The organism is Streptomyces polyasparticus, assembly GCF_014493765.1.
GTDB classification, from domain to species: Bacteria; Actinomycetota; Actinomycetes; order Streptomycetales; family Streptomycetaceae; genus Streptomyces; species Streptomyces polyasparticus.
In genome coordinates this window covers 35,552-53,790 of the sequence record NZ_JACTVJ010000028.1, presented here as the reverse complement: position 1 = coordinate 53,790, position 18,239 = coordinate 35,552, and the positions used below count along the sequence as shown (strand labels likewise).

Genomic DNA, 18,239 nt, shown 5'->3' with positions numbered 1-18,239 from the left:
GTCACCAATGGGACTCGAAGAGAAGCTGCCGAGCGGTTTTCTGCTGACGACGGTCGAACAGGCCGCGGGCTGGGTGCGCAAGGCATCCGTCTTCCCCGCCACCTTCGGCCTCGCTTGTTGCGCCATCGAGATGATGACGACGGGCGCGGGTCGTTATGACCTCGCCCGTTTCGGCATGGAGGTGTTCCGCGGTTCGCCCCGCCAGGCGGACCTGATGATCGTCGCGGGCCGGGTCAGCCAGAAGATGGCGCCGGTCCTCCGCCAGGTCTACGACCAGATGCCCAACCCCAAGTGGGTCATCTCCATGGGTGTCTGCGCCTCGTCCGGCGGCATGTTCAACAACTACGCGATCGTCCAGGGCGTCGACCACATCGTCCCCGTCGACATCTATCTGCCCGGCTGCCCGCCGCGGCCCGAGATGCTGATGGACGCGATCCTCAAGCTGCACCAGAAGATCCAGACCTCCAAGCTCGGCGTGAACGCCGAGGAGGCGGCCCGTGAGGCGGAGGAGGCGGCCCTCAAGGCGCTCCCCACCATCGAGATGAAGGGGCTGCTGCGGTGACCGAGAACAGCAACGGCGTGAACCCCGAGAAGGACCTCGGCGCCTCCAACCTGCCCGGCCAGCGCGGCGAGCACGGCGAGGAGATCCGCGTCCAGCGCGGCATGTTCGGCGCCAACAACGGTGGCGACACCTCCGGTTACGGCGGCCTGGTCCGCTCCGTACGGCTGCCGGGCCCGTCCGCGCGCCCGTACGGCGGCTGGTTCGACGAGGTGGCCGACGAACTCGAAGGCGCCCTGGAGGAGCAGGACCTGCTCCCCGAGAACGCGATCGAGAAGACGGTCGTCGACCGCGGCGAGCTCACCTTCCATGTCGTCCGCGAGCACCTGCTCCAGGTCGCACGGACCCTGCGCGACGACCCGGCCCTGCGCTTCGAGCTGTGCACCGGCGTCTCCGGTGTGCACTACCCGAACGACAAGGGCCGCGAGCTGCACGCCGTCTACCACCTGCGCTCGCTCACGCACGGCCGGCTGATCCGGCTCGAAGTCAGCGCTCCCGACAGCGACCCGCATGTGCCGTCCCTGGTCGGCATCTATCCGACCAACGACTGGCACGAGCGCGAGACGTACGACTTCTTCGGGCTCATCTTCGACGGTCACCCGGCGCTGACGCGGATCATGATGCCGGACGACTGGCAGGGCTTCCCGCAGCGCAAGGACTACCCCCTCGGCGGCATCGCGGTCGAGTACAAGGGCGCCCAGATCCCGGCTCCGGACCAGCGGAGGTCGTACAGCTGATGAGCACTTCACACGCTTCTGCCCGCGAGACCACCGAGGGGACTGTATATACAGTCACCGGCGGCGACTGGGACGAGGTCGTCGAGTCCGCGGTGAAGTCCGACGACGAGCGCATCATCGTCAACATGGGCCCTCAGCACCCGTCCACGCACGGTGTGCTCCGGCTGATCCTGGAGATCGACGGCGAGACCGTCACCGAGGCCCGCTGCGGCATCGGCTACCTCCACACCGGCATCGAGAAGAACCTCGAGTACCGGACCTGGACGCAGGGCACCACCTTCGTCACGCGCATGGACTATCTGACGCCGTTCTTCAACGAGACGGCGTACTGCCTGGGCGTCGAGAAGCTGCTCGGCATCGAGGACCAGATCCCGGACCGCGCGAACATCATCCGCGTCCTGCTCATGGAGCTGAACCGGCTCTCCTCGCATCTGGTCTGCATCGCCACCGGCGGTATGGAGCTCGGCGCGACCACGATCATGATCTACGGCTTCCGGGACCGCGAACTGATCCTGGACCTGTACGAGTTGATCACCGGCCTGCGGATGAACCACGCGTACATCCGTCCGGGCGGTCTCGCCCAGGATCTGCCGCCGGGCGCGGTGGACCAGTTGCGCGAGTTCGTGAAGACCATGAAGAAGAACCTTCCCGAGTACGACAAGCTCGCCACCGGGAACCCGATCTTCAAGGCCCGTATGCAGGACGTCGGCTACCTCGACCTCGCGGGCTGCATGGCCCTCGGCGCCACGGGTCCGATCCTGCGCTCGGCCGGTCTGCCCCACGACCTGCGCAAGACCGACCCGTACTGCGGCTACGAGACGTACGACTTCGAGGTCCCGACCTCCGAGACCTGCGACTCGTACGGACGCTTCCTCATCCGCCTCGAAGAGATGCGGCAGTCGCTGCGGATCGTCGAGCAGTGCCTGGACCGGCTCGCCCCGGGCCCGGTCATGGTCGCGGACAAGAAGATCGCCTGGCCCGCGCAACTGGCGCTCGGCCCGGACGGGTTGGGCAACTCGCTCGACCACATCAAGAACATCATGGGCACCTCCATGGAGGCCCTGATCCACCACTTCAAGCTGGTGACCGAGGGCTTCCGGGTCCCGCCGGGCCAGGCGTACGCGGCCGTCGAATCGCCCAAGGGCGAACTCGGCGCGCATGTCGTCTCCGACGGCGGCACCCGCCCCTACCGGGTCCACTTCCGCGACCCGTCCTTCACCAATCTGCAGGCCATGGCGGCGATGTGCGAGGGCGGCCAGGTCGCCGACGTCATCGTCGCCGTCGCGTCCATCGACCCCGTGATGGGAGGCGTCGACCGGTGACCACTTCTCAAGAGGGCGTCAGCCTGGGCATGCCCCAGCTGCCCGCCCCCGACTACCCGGCCGATGTCCGTGCCCGGCTCGAAGCGGACGCCAAGGACGTCATCGCCCGCTACCCGGACTCGCGCTCGGCGCTCCTTCCGCTCCTTCACCTCGTGCAGTCCGAGGAGGGCCATGTCACCCGTACCGGCATGCAGTTCTGTGCCGACGTACTCGGTCTGACGACCGCCGAGGTGACGGCCGTCGCGACCTTCTACACGATGTACCGGCGCAAGCCGTCCGGTGACTACCAGGTCGGCGTCTGCACCAACACGCTGTGCGCCGTCATGGGCGGAGATGCCATCTTCGAGGACCTGAAGCAGCACCTCGGGGTCGGCAACAACGAGACCACCGAGGACGGCAAGGTCACCCTCGAGCACATCGAGTGCAACGCGGCCTGCGACTTCGCCCCCGTGGTGATGGTCAACTGGGAGTTCTTCGACAACCAGACCCCGGGCAGCGCACGGCAGTTGGTCGACGACCTGCGCGCCGGACGCGAGGTCCAGCCCACGCGCGGCGCGCGCCTGTGCACCTTCAAGGAGACCGCGCGGATCCTGGCCGGATTCCCGGACCAGCGCGAAGGCGCGGTGGACGAGTCCGGCGGCGCCGGGCCCGCCTCGCTGATCGGTCTGAAGCTGGCCAAGGGCGAGGCGCCCCCGGCCCGTGTGGTGCACCCGCGCGGCGAGGCTCCGCAGGGCGACCGCCCCGCCGAGCACCTGTCCTCGCACGACGCACCGCAGCAGACGTCGGCCTCCGACCCTGCCCACCCGGCAGGTCCGACCGCCGAGGAGGGGGAGTGATGACCTTGGCCGCCGAGATCAACCACGAGACCAGCCCCGAGAAGCTCCTGGCCCCGGTCCTCTCCGCGTTCTGGGACGAGGACAAGCCCTGGACCCTGGAGACGTACAAGCGGCACGAGGGATACGAGGGTCTGCGCAAGGCCCTCGCCATGTCCCCGGACGACCTCATCGCGTACGTGAAGGACTCGGGCCTGCGGGGCCGTGGCGGCGCGGGCTTCCCGACCGGCATGAAGTGGCAGTTCATCCCGCAGGGCGACGGCAAGCCGCACTACCTGGTGGTGAACGCGGACGAGTCGGAGCCCGGGACCTGCAAGGACATCCCGCTGCTCTTCGCCAACCCGCACAGCCTGATCGAGGGCATCATCATCGCCTGCTACGCGATCAGGTCGAACCACGCGTTCATCTACCTGCGCGGCGAAGTCGTCCCCGTACTGCGGCGGTTGCACGAGGCCGTGCGCGAGGCATACGAAGCCGGCTACCTCGGCGAGAACATCCTCGGCAGCGGCCTGAACCTCGAACTCACCGTGCACGCCGGCGCCGGCGCGTACATCTGCGGTGAGGAGACCGCGCTGCTCGACTCGCTCGAAGGCCGCCGCGGCCAGCCCCGCCTGCGTCCGCCCTTCCCTGCGGTCGCGGGTCTGTACGCGTGCCCCACTGTGGTGAACAACGTGGAGTCCATCGCGTCTGTTCCCGCGATCCTCAACAAGGGCAAGGACTGGTTCAAGTCGATGGGCAGCGAGAAGTCCCCGGGCTTCACGCTGTACTCGCTCAGCGGCCATGTCACCAGCCCCGGCCAGTACGAGGCACCGCTCGGGATCACGCTGCGCCAGCTGCTCGACATGAGCGGCGGGATGCGGGCCGGCCACCGGCTCAAGTTCTGGACGCCGGGCGGCTCTTCGACCCCGATGTTCACGGACGAGCACCTCGACGTCCCGCTGGACTACGAGGGCGTGGGCGCCGCGGGCTCGATGCTCGGCACCAAGGCGCTGCAGTGCTTCGACGAGACCACCTGTGTCGTACGGGCGGTCACGCGCTGGACCGAGTTCTACGCCCACGAGTCCTGCGGCAAGTGCACGCCCTGCCGCGAAGGCACGTACTGGCTGGTGCAGTTGCTGCGCGACATCGAGGCCGGCAAGGGCGTGATGGCCGACCTCGACAAGCTGAACGACATCGCCGACAACATCAACGGCAAGTCCTTCTGCGCCCTCGGCGACGGCGCCGCCTCGCCGATCTTCTCCTCGCTCAAGTACTTCCGCGAGGAGTACGAGCAGCACATCACCGGCAAGGGCTGCCCCTTCGACCCCGCCAAGTCGACGCTCTGGGCGGACAAGAACGCTTCGAGCGCGGAGGTGAACGCATGACCGTCACGACCAACGCTCCCGCAGGGGGCGGAGAGGCGGCGGTCCCGCCGGAAGACCTGGTCTCGCTGACCATCGACGGCGTGGAACTGAGCGTCCCCAAGGGGACCTTGGTGATCCGGGCCGCCGAACAGCTCGGCATCGAGATCCCGCGCTTCTGCGACCACCCGCTGCTCGACCCAGCCGGCGCCTGCCGCCAGTGCATCGTCGAGGTCGAGGGCCAGCGCAAGCCGATGGCCTCCTGCACCATCACCTGCACCGACGGGATGGTGGTCAAGACCCACCTGACCTCGCCGGCCGCGGAGAAGGCGCAGAAGGGTGTGATGGAGCTCCTGCTCATCAACCACCCGCTCGACTGCCCGGTCTGCGACAAGGGCGGCGAGTGCCCGCTGCAGAACCAGGCGATGTCGCACGGACAGGCCGACTCGCGCTTCGAGGGCCAGAAGCGCACGTACGAGAAGCCGGTGCCGATCTCGACGCAGGTGCTTCTCGACCGCGAGCGCTGTGTGCTCTGTGCCCGCTGCACCCGGTTCTCGAACCAGGTCGCGGGCGACCCGATGATCGAGCTGATCGAGCGCGGTGCGCTGCAGCAGGTCGGCACCGGTGAGGGCGACCCCTTCGAGTCGTACTTCTCCGGGAACACCATCCAGATCTGCCCGGTGGGCGCGCTGACCTCGGCCGCGTACCGCTTCCGCTCGCGCCCCTTCGACCTGGTCTCTTCGCCTTCCGTGTGCGAGCACTGCGCGGGCGGGTGCGCGACGCGCACCGACCACCGGCGCGGCAAGGTCATGCGGCGGCTGGCGGCCAACGACCCGGAGGTCAACGAGGAGTGGATCTGCGACAAGGGGCGGTTCGGGTTCCGGTACGCGCAGCAGCGTGACCGGCTGACCACGCCTCTTGTACGGAACGCTGCTGGTGAGCTGGAGCCCGCGTCCTGGCCCGAGGCGCTCGAAAAGGCGGCCGAGGGACTGCTCGCGGCCCGTGGCCGTGCGGGTGTCCTGACCGGCGGCCGCCTGACCGTCGAGGACTCCTACGCGTACAGCAAGTTCGCGCGCGTGGCCCTCGACACCAACGACGTCGACTTCCGCGCCCGCGTCCACTCCTCCGAGGAGGCCGACTTCCTGGCCGCCGCGGTGGCCGGACGCGGCCGTGACCTCGACGGCTCCGGAGTCACGTACACGAAGCTGGAGAAGGCACCCGCCGTCCTGCTCGTCGGCATCGAGGCCGAGGAGGAGGCGCCCGGCGTCTTCCTGAAGCTGCGCAAGGCCTGGCGGCAGAACAAGCAGCGGACCTTCGGTCTCGCTCCTTATATGACCCGTGGTCTGGAGAAGGCCGGCGGCACGCTCCTTCCCGCCGCTCCCGGCACCGAGACCGAGTGGCTGGACGCGCTCGCTTCCGGCGTCGGGCTCGACGAGACGGGGGCCGTCGCGGCCGAGGCGCTGCGCGCCGAAGGCTCCGTGATCATCGTCGGTGAGCGGCTCGCCGGTGTGGCCGGTGCGCTGACCGCGGTGATGCGGGCGGCCACCGCGATCGGCGCCCAGCTCCTGTGGATTCCGCGCAGGGCCGGTGAGCGCGGCGCCGTCGAGGCGGGCGCGCTGCCCTCCCTGCTTCCGGCCGGCCGTCCCGCGACCGACCCGCGGGCGCGCGAGGAGGTGGCCGTCGCCTGGGGCGTGGCCGAACTCCCGCACCGCTACGGGCGCGACACCGGCCAGATCGTCGAGGCCGCCGCGACCGGCGAGCTCGGCGCGCTGGTCGTCGGTGGGGTCGAGGTCGCTGACCTGCCGGACCCGGCACGGGCCCGCGAGGCGCTGCGCGAGGCCTTCGTGGTCTCCTTCGAGCTGCGGCCGAGCGAGGTCACGGACGTCGCCGATGTGGTCTTCCCGGTGGCCGCGGTCGCCGAGAAGGCCGGCACCTTCCTCAACTGGGAAGGCAGGGCGCGGCCGTTCGAGGCGGCGCTGAAGCCCGACCACATGACCCGCACCCTGTCGCCCACCGACGCCCGCGTGCTGCACATGCTCGCGGACGCCATGGACGTGCATCTCGCGCTGCCCGACCAGGGGAGCATCCACCGCGAGCTCGACCGGCTCGGCCCCTGGGACGGACCGCGGGCGACCGAACCGCTGGAGACCGCGGGGCAGTTGCCCCGGCCGGCCTCCGGCGAGGCGGTGCTCGCAGGCCACCGGCTGCTGCTCGACCAGGGCAAGCTCCAGGAGGGCGACACGGCGCTCGCCGGTACGCGGCACGCGGCCGTCGCCCGGGTCTCCGCGGCCACGGCCGCAGAGGCCGGGGTCAAGGACGGCGACGAGCTCGCGGTCACCGGCCCCGCCGGTTCCGTACAGCTGCCGCTGCAGGTCACCGCGATGCCCGACCGTGTGGTCTGGCTCCCGCTGAACTCGGTGGGCGGCGGCGTCGCCTCCGACACCGGGGCCCACCCGGGCGAGCTGGTCAAGATCGGCCCGGCAACCGTGACTTCGGACGTGGCGGAGGTGGAGGCATGATGACCCCGCTTGCCGCAGAGGACCTGTCGATGTTCGGCACCGACCCGTGGTGGCTCGTCGCCGTCAAGGCGGTCTTCTGCTTCGCGTTCCTGATGGTGACCGTGCTGCTCTCCATCGTGTGGGAGCGCAAGGTCGTCGCCTGGATGCAGCTGCGCATCGGCCCCAACCGCCATGGCCCGTGGGGACTTCTGCAGTCCCTCGCGGACGGCGTGAAGCTGATGCTCAAGGAAGACGTCATCGTCAAGCGGGCCGACAAGGTCGTCTATGTCCTGGCGCCGATCGTCGCGGCCATCCCGGCCTTCATGGCGATCGCGGTGATCCCCTTCGGGCCCGCCGACAACCAGGTCTCGATCTTCGGCCAGCGCACCACGATGCAGCTCACCGACCTGCCGATCGCGATGCTCTACATCCTCGCGGTCGCCTCGGTCGGCATCTACGGCATCGTGCTCGCGGGCTGGTCGTCCGGCTCCACCTACCCGCTGCTCGGCGGCCTGCGCTCCTGCGCCCAGATGATCTCGTACGAGATCGCGATGGGCGCCGCGTTCGCCTCGGTCTTCCTCTACTCGGGCTCGATGTCGACCTCGACGATCGTGGAGGCGCAGGGCGACCGCTGGTACATCCTGCTGCTCCCGGTGTCGTTCCTGCTCTACATCGTGACCATGGTCGGCGAGACCAACCGCGCTCCGTTCGACATGCCGGAGTCCGAGGGCGACCTGGTCGGCGGCTTCAACACCGAGTACTCGTCCATCAAGTTCGCGCTCTTCATGCTCGCCGAGTACGTGAACATGGTGACGGTCTCGGCGGTCGCGACCACCCTCTTCCTGGGCGGCTGGCGGGCCCCGTACCCGATCAGCACCTTCTGGGAGGGCGCCAACTACGGCTGGTGGCCCATGCTCTGGTTCATCGTCAAGGTCCAGCTGCTGCTGTTCTTCTTCATCTGGCTGCGCGGCACGCTCCCGCGTGTGCGCTACGACCAGCTGATGAAGCTCGGCTGGAAGGTGCTCATCCCGGTCTCCGTGGTCTGGCTGATGCTGGTCGCGACCGTGCGCACGCTGCGCAACGAGAACTACGACTTCTCCGAGATCGTGATGTACGTGGGCGGCGGGGTCCTCGCGCTCCTGTTGCTGTCCTTCGTGGTGGACATGTTCCGCGGCAAGGAGAAGGACGTTCCGGTCGAGAAGGTTCCGGAGCACTTCGACCCGATGGCCGGCGGCTTCCCCGTACCGCCGAAGCCCGGTCAATCGCTTCCGCCCGTGCCGCGTCGACGCTCGCGGCAGGAGCGGGAGTTGGTTGTCAGTGGTGGTGCTGACACTGGGAGTGACGGAAAGGAGGCTGACGGTGTCTGAGGAAACTGGTAAGTCGATGGAGCCCACTGGACCCGCCGGGCTGCCCGCGCAGTCCGCCGGGTCCGTGGATCCGGTCGAGGGCAAGGACACGGCGCAGGGGTTCCAGAACCCCGTGGCCGGGTTCGCTGTGACCTTCAAGGCCATGTTCAAGAAGCGGCTCACGGAGCAGTATCCGGAGCAGCAGAAGACCACGGCGCCGCGCTTCCACGGCCGCCACCAGCTCAACCGGCACCCCGACGGCCTCGAGAAGTGCGTCGGCTGCGAGCTGTGCGCCTGGGCCTGTCCCGCCGACGCCATTTACGTGGAGGGCGCGGACAACACCGACGAGGAGCGCTATTCGCCGGGTGAGCGCTACGGCCGCGTCTACCAGATCAATTACGCGCGCTGCATCCTGTGCGGACTGTGCATCGAGGCCTGCCCCACGCGGGCGCTCACGATGACCAACGAGTTCGAGCTCGCGGACTCCAGCCGCGCCAACCTGATCTACACCAAGGAGCAGCTGCTCGCCGGGCTCGACGACACCATGGTCGACACCCCGCACGCGATCTACCCGGGCATGGACGAGAGCGACTACTACCGCGGTCTGGTGACCGAGGCGGCGCCCGGGACCGTGCAGCAGGTCGCGTTCTCCAAGGGCGAGGTGCAGGAGGGCGATTCGACCTTCGGCGAGTCCGAGCCCGCCTCCGAGAAGGTGATCGGACGATGAGCGCGCTCGCCTCCACGGCGGTGACCGACCTCGCCGCCTACACCACATCGACCGGTGAGGCCGTCCAGTTCTGGGTGCTCGGCACCGTCGCCGTGATCGGCGCGCTGTGCACGATCCTGATGAAGAAGGCCGTGCACAGCGCGCTGTGCCTGGCCGGCACCATGATCATCCTGGCGGTGTTCTACCTCGCCAACGGCGCGTACTTCCTGGGCATCGTCCAGGTCGTCGTCTACACCGGCGCGATCATGATGCTCTTCCTCTTCGTGGTCATGCTCGTCGGTGTCACGGCCGCGGATTCCTTGAAAGAGACCATCAAGGGGCAGCGCTGGCTCGCCGCCTTGTGCGGTCTCGGCTTCGCGGTGCTGCTGACCGCGGGCATCGGGAACGCCGCGATCACCGAGTTCAACGGACTCGGCGCGGCCAACGCGGGCGGCAACGTCGAGGGCCTCGCGGCCCTGATCTTCACCAAGTACGTGTTCGCCTTCGAGATCACCGGCGCGCTCCTGATCACCGCCGCCGTCGGCGCCATGGTGCTCACACACCGCGAGCGCACCGAACGTGCCCTCAACCAGCGGGAGATGGCCGAGCGGCGCGTACGCGAGGGCAAGCACCTGCCGCCGCTGCCGGCGCCCGGTGTCTATGCCCGGCACAACGCGGTGGACATCGCCGGTCTGCTGCCCGACGGCACCCCGTCCGAGCTCACGGTCATGCAGACCCTGCGCCAGCGCGGCCAGATCCGCGATGTGTCCGGTGAGGCGCTCAGCGATCTGGCGGCCCTGGAGCAGCGGTCGGCCGAGCGGCTGGGCCGCGACCGAGAGCAGGAGGCCTCCAAGTGAACCCGGTCAACTACCTCTATCTCGCGTCCCTGTTGTTCGCGATCGGCGCCACCGGCGTGCTGATCAGGCGGAACGCCATCGTCGTGTTCATGTGCATCGAGCTCATGCTCAACGCCTGCAACCTGGCGCTCGTGGCGTTCTCGCGGATGCACGGCAATCTCGACGGCCAGATCATCGCGTTCTTCACGATGGTCGTCGCCGCCGCCGAGGTCGTGGTCGGGCTCGCGATCATCGTGTCCCTGTTCCGTTCCCGCCACTCGGCCTCGGTCGACGACGCCAGCCTGATGAAGCTCTAAAGGGGTCGCTGAATCGTGGAGAACCTGATTGCGCTGCTCGTCGCGGCGCCTCTGCTCGGAGCGGTGGTCCTGCTGTGCGGCGGGCGCCGGCTCGACAAGGCCGGCCACTGGCTCGGCACGCTCCTCGCGCTCGGCTCGTTCGTCGTCGGCGTGGTCCTGTTCCTGGACATGCTGGGCCGCGACGGCGAGGACCGCGCGATGCACCAGCATCTGTTCAGCTGGATCCCGGTCGGCGGCTTCCAGGCCGATGTCGCCTTCCAGCTCGACCAGTTGTCGATGACCTTCGTGCTCCTGATCACCGGTGTGGGCTCGCTGATCCACATCTACTCGATCGGCTACATGGAGCACGACGAGCGGCGCCGCCGCTTCTTCGGCTATCTGAACCTCTTCCTCGCGGCGATGCTGATCCTGGTCATCGCCGACAACTACCTCCTTCTGTACGTGGGCTGGGAAGGCGTCGGTCTGGCGTCGTACCTGCTCATCGGGTTCTGGCAGCACAAGCCCAGCGCGGCCACCGCGGCCAAGAAGGCCTTCCTGGTCAACCGCGTCGGCGACATGGGCCTGTCCATCGCGATCATGCTGATGTTCACCACGTTCGGGACCTTCGCCTTCGGCGATGTGCTCGCGGCGACCGGTGCTGAGACATCAGGCGCTGCCGCGCCGGTCAGCGAGGGCAAGCTGACGGCCATCGGCCTCATGCTCCTGCTCGCCGCGTGCGGCAAGTCGGCCCAGGTGCCGCTGCAGTCCTGGCTGGGGGACGCGATGGAGGGCCCGACCCCGGTCTCGGCCCTCATCCACGCCGCGACCATGGTGACCGCGGGCGTCTACCTGATCACCCGGTCCGGAGCGATCTTCAACGGCGCCCCGGACGCCCAGCTCGCGGTCGTCATCGTCGGTGCGGTCACGCTGCTCTTCGGTGCGATCGTCGGTTGCGCCAAGGACGACATCAAGAAGGCCCTCGCGGGTTCGACGATGTCGCAGATCGGCTACATGATCCTGGCGGCCGGACTCGGCCCGATCGGCTACGCGTTCGCGATCATGCACCTGGTGACGCACGGCTTCTTCAAGGCCGGGCTCTTCCTCGGTGCCGGTTCGGTCATGCACGGCATGAACGACGAGGTCGACATGCGCAAGTACGGCGGCCTGCGCAAGTACATGCCGGTCACCTTCGCGACCTTCGGCCTCGGCTATCTCGCGATCATCGGCTTCCCGGGTCTGTCGGGCTTCTGGTCCAAGGACAAGATCATCGAGGCGGCCTTCGCGTATGACGACGGGATCCGCGGCTGGATCTTCGGCGGGGTCGCGCTCCTGGGAGCGGGCATCACGGCGTTCTACATGACGCGCGTGATGCTGATGACCTTCTTCGGTGAGAAGCGCTGGCAGCCCACGCCGGATCCGCACAAGGACCCGAGTGCGGAGCCCGCGGCCGACGGCCACGGCGGCGAGATGCCGCACCCGCACGAGTCGCCCAAGTCGATGACGATCCCGATGATCGTGCTCGCCTTCGGCTCGGTCTTCGCGGGCGGTCTCTTCTCCTTGAACGAGTCGTTCGTGAAGTGGCTCGAGCCGGTCACGGCCTTCGAGCACCCGCACCCGGTGATCAGCGTCCCGGCCATCACGGGCGCCACGATGGTCGTCCTGGTCATCGGTGTCGCGATCGCCTGGTTCATGTACGGCAAGCGTCCGGTGCCGGTCACCGCGCCGCGCGGCTCGCTGCTCACCCGGGCCGCCCGCCGCGATCTGCTCCAGGACGACTTCAACCACGTGGTCCTGGTACGCGGCGGCGAGCACCTCACGCGCTCGCTCGTCTACGTCGACCACACGCTGGTGGACGGCGTGGTCAACGGCACGGCCGCCTCGTTCGGCGGGCTCTCGGGCCGGCTGCGCAAGCTGCAGAACGGCTACGCCCGCAGCTACGCGGTCTCGATGTTGGGCGGTACGGCGGTACTCGTCGCCGCGACCCTGCTGATGAGGGCGGTCTGATCCGATGTCCGACGTAGTGAACGCAGGCTTTCCCCTGCTGACGGCGACGGCCGCGGTACCGGCGCTCGGCGCGATCGCCACCGCCGCCGTACCCGCAGCCAAGCGCACCGCGGCCAAATGGCTCGCGCTGTTCTTCTCCCTGGTCACGCTGGCGCTCGCGGTGGCCGTCGGCATCCGGTTCAACACCGGCGCCGAGGACCGCTACCAGCTGACCGAATCGCACTCCTGGATCGCGGACTTCGGGGTCCGCTACGAACTGGGCGTGGACGGCATCGGCGTGGCCCTCATCGGCCTCACCGCCCTGCTCATCCCGTTCATCATCGTGGCGGGCTGGCACGACGCGGACCCGCAGGAGACGGGCACTGCAACTGATAGCAGCGTTGCTGCGGGCCGCTGGCGCCCGACGCAGGGCTTCTTCGCCCTGATCCTGATGGTGGAAGCGATGGTGATCCTCTCCTTCGAGGCCACCGACGTCTTCCTCTTCTACATCCTGTTCGAAGCCATGCTCATCCCGATGTACTTCCTCATCGGCGGCTTCGGCGACCGCGCCCACGCCGGCTCGGACGAGAACGCAGCGGCCCAACGCTCGTACGCGGCCGTGAAGTTCCTGCTCTACAACCTGGTCGGCGGCCTGATCATGCTGGCCGCGGTGATCGGGCTCTATGTGGTGGCCGGGACCTTCTCCCTCTCCGAGATCGCCTCGCTCCGGGCCTCCGGCGAGCTGGAGATGGCGACCAACACCGAGCGCCTGCTCTTCCTCGGCTTCTTCTTCGCCTTCGCGGTGAAGGCCCCGCTGTGGCCGCTGCACACCTGGCTGCCGAACGCGATGGGCGAGGCCACGGCCCCGGTCGCCGTACTGATCACGGCAGTGGTCGACAAGGTGGGCACCTTCGCGATGCTCCGCTTCTGTCTGCAGCTCTTCCCGGGCGCATCGGAGTGGGCGACGCCGGTCATTCTCGTCCTCGCCCTGATCTCCATCGTGTACGGGGCGCTGCTCGCGGTCGGTCAGCGGGACATCAAGCGCCTGGTGGCGTACGCGTCGATCTCGCACTTCGGGTTCATCATCATGGGCATCTTCGCGATGACCACCCAGGGCCAGTCCGGCGCGACGCTCTACATGGTCAACCACGGTATTTCGACGGCCGCGTTGATGCTGGTCGCCGGATTCCTGATCTCCCGGCGCGGTTCGCGGCTCATCGCGGACTACGGAGGGGCGCAGAAGGTGGCGCCGGTCCTGGCCGGCACCTTCCTGATCGGCTCCCTCGCCACGCTGTCGCTGCCGGGGCTCGCCCCGTTCGTCAGCGAATTCCTGGTCCTGGTCGGCACGTTCACGCGCTACCCGGTCATCGGCATCATCGCCACCTTCGGCATCGTGCTCGGCGCGCTGTACTCGCTGGTCCTCTACCAGCGGACCATGACGGGCCCGGTGAAGCTGGAAGTCGCGAAGATGCCGGACCTCAAGCTGCGCGAACTGCTCGTCGTCGGACCGCTGATCGTGCTCCTCGTATTCCTCGGCGTGTACCCGAAGCCGGTGACCGACCTGGTCAATCCGGCGGTCAAGGACACGCTGTCCGACGTCTATCCCGGGGACAAGACTCCCGACCCTGAGCCGGAGGTGGCGGCCAAGTGAGCGCGACTGCCGTCCACAGCCTGTGGACAACCAACGGCCTCTGGGCCACCGCGGCGGAGCCGGTCGCCAAGATCGACTCCCCGCAGATCGAGTACAGCCTGATCGCTCCCACGCTGATCGTGATCGGTGCGGCGATTCTCGGCATCCTGATCGAGGCGTTCGTACCGCGGAAGTCCCGCTACTACGTGCAGCTCTTCCTCTCGGTTGTCGCCCTCGTCGCCGCGTTCGCCGCGGTGGTGGCGCTCGCGGCCGACGGACGCGGCACCACGTCGTCCGGGATCGTGGCGATGGGTGCGCTCGCGGTCGACGGTCCGGCGCTCTTCCTGCAGGGCACGATCCTGCTTGCCGGCCTCGTCGCGATCTTCACCTTCGCCGAGCGCAGGCTCGATCCGGAGGCGCACGGCAACCGGGTCGACTCCTTCGCCGCGCAGGCCGCGTCCGTGCCCGGCAGCGACAGCGAAAAGGCCGCGGTGCGGGCCGGGTTCACCACCACGGAGGTCTTCCCGCTCGCCCTGTTCGCCATCGGCGGCATGCTGGTCTTCCCCTCGGCGAACGACCTCCTGACGCTGTTCATCGCCCTGGAAGTCTTCTCGCTCCCGCTGTACCTGCTGTGCGCGCTCGCCCGCCGCAAGCGCCTCATGTCGCAGGAAGCCGCGGTGAAGTACTTCCTGCTCGGCGCGTTCTCCTCGGCGTTCCTGCTCTTCGGCATCGCCCTCCTGTACGGCTACGCGGGGACGGTCTCGTACGCCGGCATCGCGGACGTCGTCGACGGCACCGTGCAGAACGTGAACCCGGCGCTCGCGGGCACGATGGGCAACGACGCGCTGCTCCTGATCGGCGCCGCCCTGATCCTGATGGGCCTGCTCTTCAAGGTCGGCGCGGTCCCGTTCCACATGTGGACCCCGGACGTCTACCAGGGCGCCCCGACCCCGGTCACCGGCTTCATGGCGGCGGCCACGAAGGTCGCGGCGTTCGGCGCCCTGCTGCGTCTCCTCTACGTGGTCCTGCCGGGCCTGCGCTGGGACTGGCGTCCGGTCATGTGGGGCGTGGCCATCGCCACGATGCTGCTCGGCGCGATCGTCGCGATCACGCAGACGGACATCAAGCGGCTGCTCGCCTACTCCTCGATCGCGCATGCGGGCTTCATCCTGGCCGGTGTCATCGCGACGACCCCGGACGGCATCTCCTCGGTGCTGTTCTACCTGGGCGCGTACTCCTTCGTGACGATCGGCGCCTTCGCCGTGGTCACGCTGGTGCGGGACGCGGGCGGCGAGGCGACGCACCTGTCCAAGTGGGCGGGCCTGGGCCGCCGTTCACCGCTGGTGGCCGCGGTCTTCGCGGTCTTCCTGCTCGCCTTCGCGGGCATCCCGCTGACGTCCGGCTTCGCCGGCAAGTTCGCGGTGTTCAAGGCGGCGGCGGAGGGCGGCGCGGGAGCGCTGGTCGTGGTCGGTGTGATCTCGTCGGCCATCGCGGCCTTCTTCTACATCCGGGTCATCGTCCTGATGTTCTTCAGCGAGCCCAAGCCGGAGGGTCCGACGGTGGCGGTCCCGTCCCCGCTGACCATGACGGCGATCGGCGTCGGCGTGGCCGTCACGCTGGTTCTGGGCGTGGCTCCGCAGTACTTCCTGGATCTGGCCAACCAGGCGGGAGTCTTCGTCCGCTGACGATCCGGCTGCGTGCTGCAACCGCCCGGTGTCCCTTCGGGGGTGCCGGGCGGTCGTGCTGTTGCAGCCCCTGCGGCGCACTCAGCCCCGCCGGCGTTTGAGGCGATCCGAACGAAGTTCGGATGCGGGGGTGCAGGGGGGCGGAGCCCCCGCGGGCCGGGGTGCGGGCGTCAGCCCGGCACCCTGCGCTGCCGCGGAGCGGCGGAGCATCCCGGGGTGCAGGGGGCGGAGCCCCTGCAGGCACTGGGCGTGGGCGTCACCCCCGCACGCCCGCCCCCGCCGCGGAGCGCCGAAGCACGCCGACCGCGACGGACCGTCCACAGCCCTGTGGATAACTTCAGACGTGTCGGAGCGAACCCCTATCGTGAGGGGCGTGGTCGAAAGACGACCCATGACACACGGGGGGACAAAAGGATGGGCGGTACCGCAGTGATGGACGAGGCGAGTCCGACGGACCACGCCGACCCCGGGCTCACACAGAGCGACAGCCTCCGCACGCTGAACCGCGTCTTCGGATACGACAGCTTCCGCGGCGACCAGGAAGCCGTCATCGAGCACGTGGTCGCCGGCGGCGACGCCGTCGTCCTGATGCCGACCGGCGCAGGCAAGTCGCTCTGCTATCAGATCCCGTCCCTCGTCAGGCCGGGCACGGGCATCGTGATCTCCCCGCTGATCGCCCTGATGCAGGACCAGGTCGACGCCCTGCGCGCCCTCGGCGTCAAGGCGGGCTTCATCAACTCCACGCAGGACTATGACGAACAGCGCCTCGTGGAGGCCGAGTTCGTGGCCGGCGAGCTCGACCTCCTCTACCTCGCCCCCGAGCGCCTGCGCCTCGACTCCGCCCTCGACCTCCTCTCCCGCGGCAAGATCTCCCTCTTCGCGATCGACGAGGCCCACTGCGTCGCCCAGTGGGGCCACGACTTCCGCCCCGACTATCTGGCCCTCTCGGTCCTGGGCGAGCGCTGGCCCGACGTCCCGCGCATCGCCCTGACCGCGACCGCGACCCGCGCCACCCACCAGGAGATCACCAAGAATCTCGGGATGGACGGCGCCCGCCACTTCGAGGCGAGCTTCGACCGGCCCAACATCCAGTACCGGATCGTCTCCAAGGACGACCCCAAGAAGCAGCTCCTGCGCTTCCTCAAGGACGAGCACCCCGGCGACGCGGGCATCGTCTACTGCCTCTCGCGCAACTCGGTGGAGAAGACCGCCGAGTTCCTCAATCGCAATGGCATCCCGGCCGTGCCGTACCACGCGGGCCTGGACGCACAGACCCGCGCGCTGCACCAGTCACGCTTCCTGCGCGAGGAGGGCCTGACCGTCGTCGCGACCATCGCCTTCGGCATGGGCATCGACAAGCCGGACGTCCGGTTCGTCGCGCATCTCGACCTCCCGAAGTCCGTCGAGGGCTACTACCAGGAGACGGGCCGCGCGGGCCGCGACGGACTGCCGTCCACGGCCTGGATGGCATACGGCCTGCAGGACGTGGTCCAGCAGCGCAAGATGATCCAGAGCGGCGAGGGCGACCTCACTTTCCAGCGCCGCGCCGCCGCCCACCTCGACGCGATGCTCGGGCTCTGCGAGACGGTCCAGTGCCGCAGGGCCCAGCTCCTCGCGTACTTCGGACAGCGGCAGGAGACCCCGGCCTGCGGCAACTGCGACAGCTGTCTGACACCCCCGGAGAGCTGGGACGGCACGGTCGCCGCCCAGAAGGTGCTCTCCACGGTCGTACGGCTGCAGCGCGAGCGCGGCCAGAAGTTCGGCACGGGCCAGATCGTCGACATCCTGCTCGGCCGCAAGACGGCCAAGGTCATCCAGTTCGACCACGACCAGCTGTCGGTCTTCGGCATCGGCCAGGAGCTGTCCGAGGCCGAATGGCGCGGTGTGGTGCGGCAGTTGCTCGCGCAGCGGCTGCTCGCGGTGGAGGGGGAGTACGGCACGCTCGTCCTGACCGAGGACAGCGGGGCGGTGCTCGCCCGGCAGCGCGAGGTGCATCTGCGCAAGGAGCCCAAGAAGGCGCCGGGTGCGCGGAGTTCGGGGTCCAAGGGGGAGCGCAAGTCCAAGGCTGCCGTCGATCTACCCGAGGAGCTGCTGCCGCTGTTCGAGACGCTGCGCTCCTGGCGGGCGGCCCAGGCCAAGGAACAGGGCGTCCCGGCGTACGTGGTGTTCCCCGACGCCACCCTCAGGGAGATCGCCCTCACCGGACCGTCCACGATCGCGGAGCTCGGCGGGATCAGCGGAGTGGGCGAGAAGAAGCTGGCGACCTACGGGGAGGCGGTCCTCGAAGTGCTGGCCGAATGGTCCGGAAGCGGGGCCGGGCAGGGGGACGGAGCGCCCGAGGATGAGTGACCCTCGGCGCCCGGTCCGTACGGGGACGGACCGGACGCCGGTGCCAGGTGCCGCAGCGGTCGGCGGGCGAAGAGGTGCCGGATGCTGCGGCGGGCGGCCCCGCGCTCACCGTGCGGGGC

14 protein-coding genes are annotated in these 18,239 nt (G+C 68.9%); all 14 read left to right on the top strand.

Annotated elements, in window-relative coordinates:
- The first annotated feature begins 7 nt into the window (after positions 1-7).
- On the top strand, positions 8-562 hold the full coding sequence (locus H9Y04_RS39390; protein WP_003998928.1) for a NuoB/complex I 20 kDa subunit family protein: 555 nt from the start codon (positions 8-10) through the stop codon (positions 560-562).
- A complete protein-coding gene (locus H9Y04_RS39385; RefSeq protein ID WP_187819038.1) occupies positions 559-1,296 on the top strand; it encodes an NADH-quinone oxidoreductase subunit C in 738 nt (245 codons plus the stop codon). Before H9Y04_RS39390 ends, H9Y04_RS39385 begins: the two co-directional genes overlap by 4 nt.
- Positions 1,296-2,618, top strand: coding sequence for an NADH-quinone oxidoreductase subunit D (locus tag H9Y04_RS39380; protein WP_187819037.1), 1,323 nt, complete (start codon positions 1,296-1,298; stop codon positions 2,616-2,618). Before H9Y04_RS39385 ends, H9Y04_RS39380 begins: the two co-directional genes overlap by 1 nt.
- A 29-nt stretch (positions 2,619-2,647) precedes the next feature.
- Entirely contained in the window at positions 2,648-3,454 is an 807-nt protein-coding gene (nuoE, locus tag H9Y04_RS39375; RefSeq protein WP_187819129.1) for an NADH-quinone oxidoreductase subunit NuoE, read from the top strand.
- The gene (gene nuoF / locus H9Y04_RS39370; protein ID WP_187819036.1) at positions 3,454-4,815 is read left to right on the top strand and encodes an NADH-quinone oxidoreductase subunit NuoF; all 1,362 of its coding nucleotides are present in this window, start codon (positions 3,454-3,456) and stop codon (positions 4,813-4,815) included. The genes nuoE and nuoF overlap by 1 nt, the downstream gene beginning before the upstream one ends.
- Positions 4,812-7,310 carry an NADH-quinone oxidoreductase subunit G gene (locus H9Y04_RS39365; protein ID WP_187819035.1) on the top strand — a complete coding sequence of 833 codons (2,499 nt, stop codon included), beginning with the start codon at positions 4,812-4,814 and terminating at the stop codon, positions 7,308-7,310. Before nuoF ends, H9Y04_RS39365 begins: the two co-directional genes overlap by 4 nt.
- On the top strand, positions 7,310-8,656 hold the full coding sequence (gene nuoH / locus H9Y04_RS39360; protein WP_187819128.1) for an NADH-quinone oxidoreductase subunit NuoH: 1,347 nt from the start codon (positions 7,310-7,312) through the stop codon (positions 8,654-8,656). The genes H9Y04_RS39365 and nuoH overlap by 1 nt, the downstream gene beginning before the upstream one ends.
- Before the next feature lie 16 nt (positions 8,657-8,672).
- The gene (gene nuoI, locus H9Y04_RS39355; protein ID WP_236072016.1) at positions 8,673-9,362 is read left to right on the top strand and encodes an NADH-quinone oxidoreductase subunit NuoI; all 690 of its coding nucleotides are present in this window, start codon (positions 8,673-8,675) and stop codon (positions 9,360-9,362) included.
- Positions 9,359-10,198, top strand: a complete 840-nt coding sequence (locus tag H9Y04_RS39350) for an NADH-quinone oxidoreductase subunit J (protein WP_187819034.1) — start codon at positions 9,359-9,361, stop codon at positions 10,196-10,198. Before nuoI ends, H9Y04_RS39350 begins: the two co-directional genes overlap by 4 nt.
- A complete protein-coding gene (gene nuoK / locus H9Y04_RS39345; protein WP_062780258.1) occupies positions 10,195-10,494 on the top strand; it encodes an NADH-quinone oxidoreductase subunit NuoK in 300 nt (99 codons plus the stop codon). Before H9Y04_RS39350 ends, nuoK begins: the two co-directional genes overlap by 4 nt.
- Positions 10,495-10,509: 15 nt before the next feature.
- Positions 10,510-12,477 (top strand): NADH-quinone oxidoreductase subunit L, encoded by a 1,968-nt coding sequence (nuoL, locus tag H9Y04_RS39340; RefSeq protein WP_187819033.1) that lies wholly within the window; start codon positions 10,510-10,512, stop codon positions 12,475-12,477.
- 4 nt (positions 12,478-12,481) lie between these two features.
- A complete protein-coding gene (locus H9Y04_RS39335) occupies positions 12,482-14,107 on the top strand; it encodes an NADH-quinone oxidoreductase subunit M (RefSeq protein WP_187819032.1) in 1,626 nt (541 codons plus the stop codon).
- Positions 14,104-15,771 carry an NADH-quinone oxidoreductase subunit NuoN gene (gene nuoN, locus H9Y04_RS39330; RefSeq protein WP_187819031.1) on the top strand — a complete coding sequence of 556 codons (1,668 nt, stop codon included), beginning with the start codon at positions 14,104-14,106 and terminating at the stop codon, positions 15,769-15,771. The genes H9Y04_RS39335 and nuoN overlap by 4 nt, the downstream gene beginning before the upstream one ends.
- Positions 15,772-16,185: 414 nt before the next feature.
- Entirely contained in the window at positions 16,186-18,120 is a 1,935-nt protein-coding gene (gene recQ, locus H9Y04_RS39325; RefSeq protein WP_187819030.1) for a DNA helicase RecQ, read from the top strand.
- Positions 18,121-18,239 lie beyond the last annotated feature (119 nt).

Coding starts and splice junctions, on each gene's coding strand:
- H9Y04_RS39390 (WP_003998928.1), top strand. CDS start 8: ATGGGACTCGAAGAGAAGCTGCCGAGCGGTTTTCTGCTGACGACGGTC.
- H9Y04_RS39365 (WP_187819035.1), top strand. CDS start 4,812: ATGACCGTCACGACCAACGCTCCCGCAGGGGGCGGAGAGGCGGCGGTC.
- nuoI (WP_236072016.1), top strand. CDS start 8,673: ATGGAGCCCACTGGACCCGCCGGGCTGCCCGCGCAGTCCGCCGGGTCC.
- nuoE (WP_187819129.1), top strand. CDS start 2,648: ATGCCCCAGCTGCCCGCCCCCGACTACCCGGCCGATGTCCGTGCCCGG.
- nuoF (WP_187819036.1), top strand. CDS start 3,454: ATGACCTTGGCCGCCGAGATCAACCACGAGACCAGCCCCGAGAAGCTC.
- H9Y04_RS39380 (WP_187819037.1), top strand. CDS start 1,296: ATGAGCACTTCACACGCTTCTGCCCGCGAGACCACCGAGGGGACTGTA.
- recQ (WP_187819030.1), top strand. CDS start 16,186: ATGGGCGGTACCGCAGTGATGGACGAGGCGAGTCCGACGGACCACGCC.
- H9Y04_RS39350 (WP_187819034.1), top strand. CDS start 9,359: ATGAGCGCGCTCGCCTCCACGGCGGTGACCGACCTCGCCGCCTACACC.
- H9Y04_RS39335 (WP_187819032.1), top strand. CDS start 12,482: ATGTCCGACGTAGTGAACGCAGGCTTTCCCCTGCTGACGGCGACGGCC.
- nuoH (WP_187819128.1), top strand. CDS start 7,310: ATGACCCCGCTTGCCGCAGAGGACCTGTCGATGTTCGGCACCGACCCG.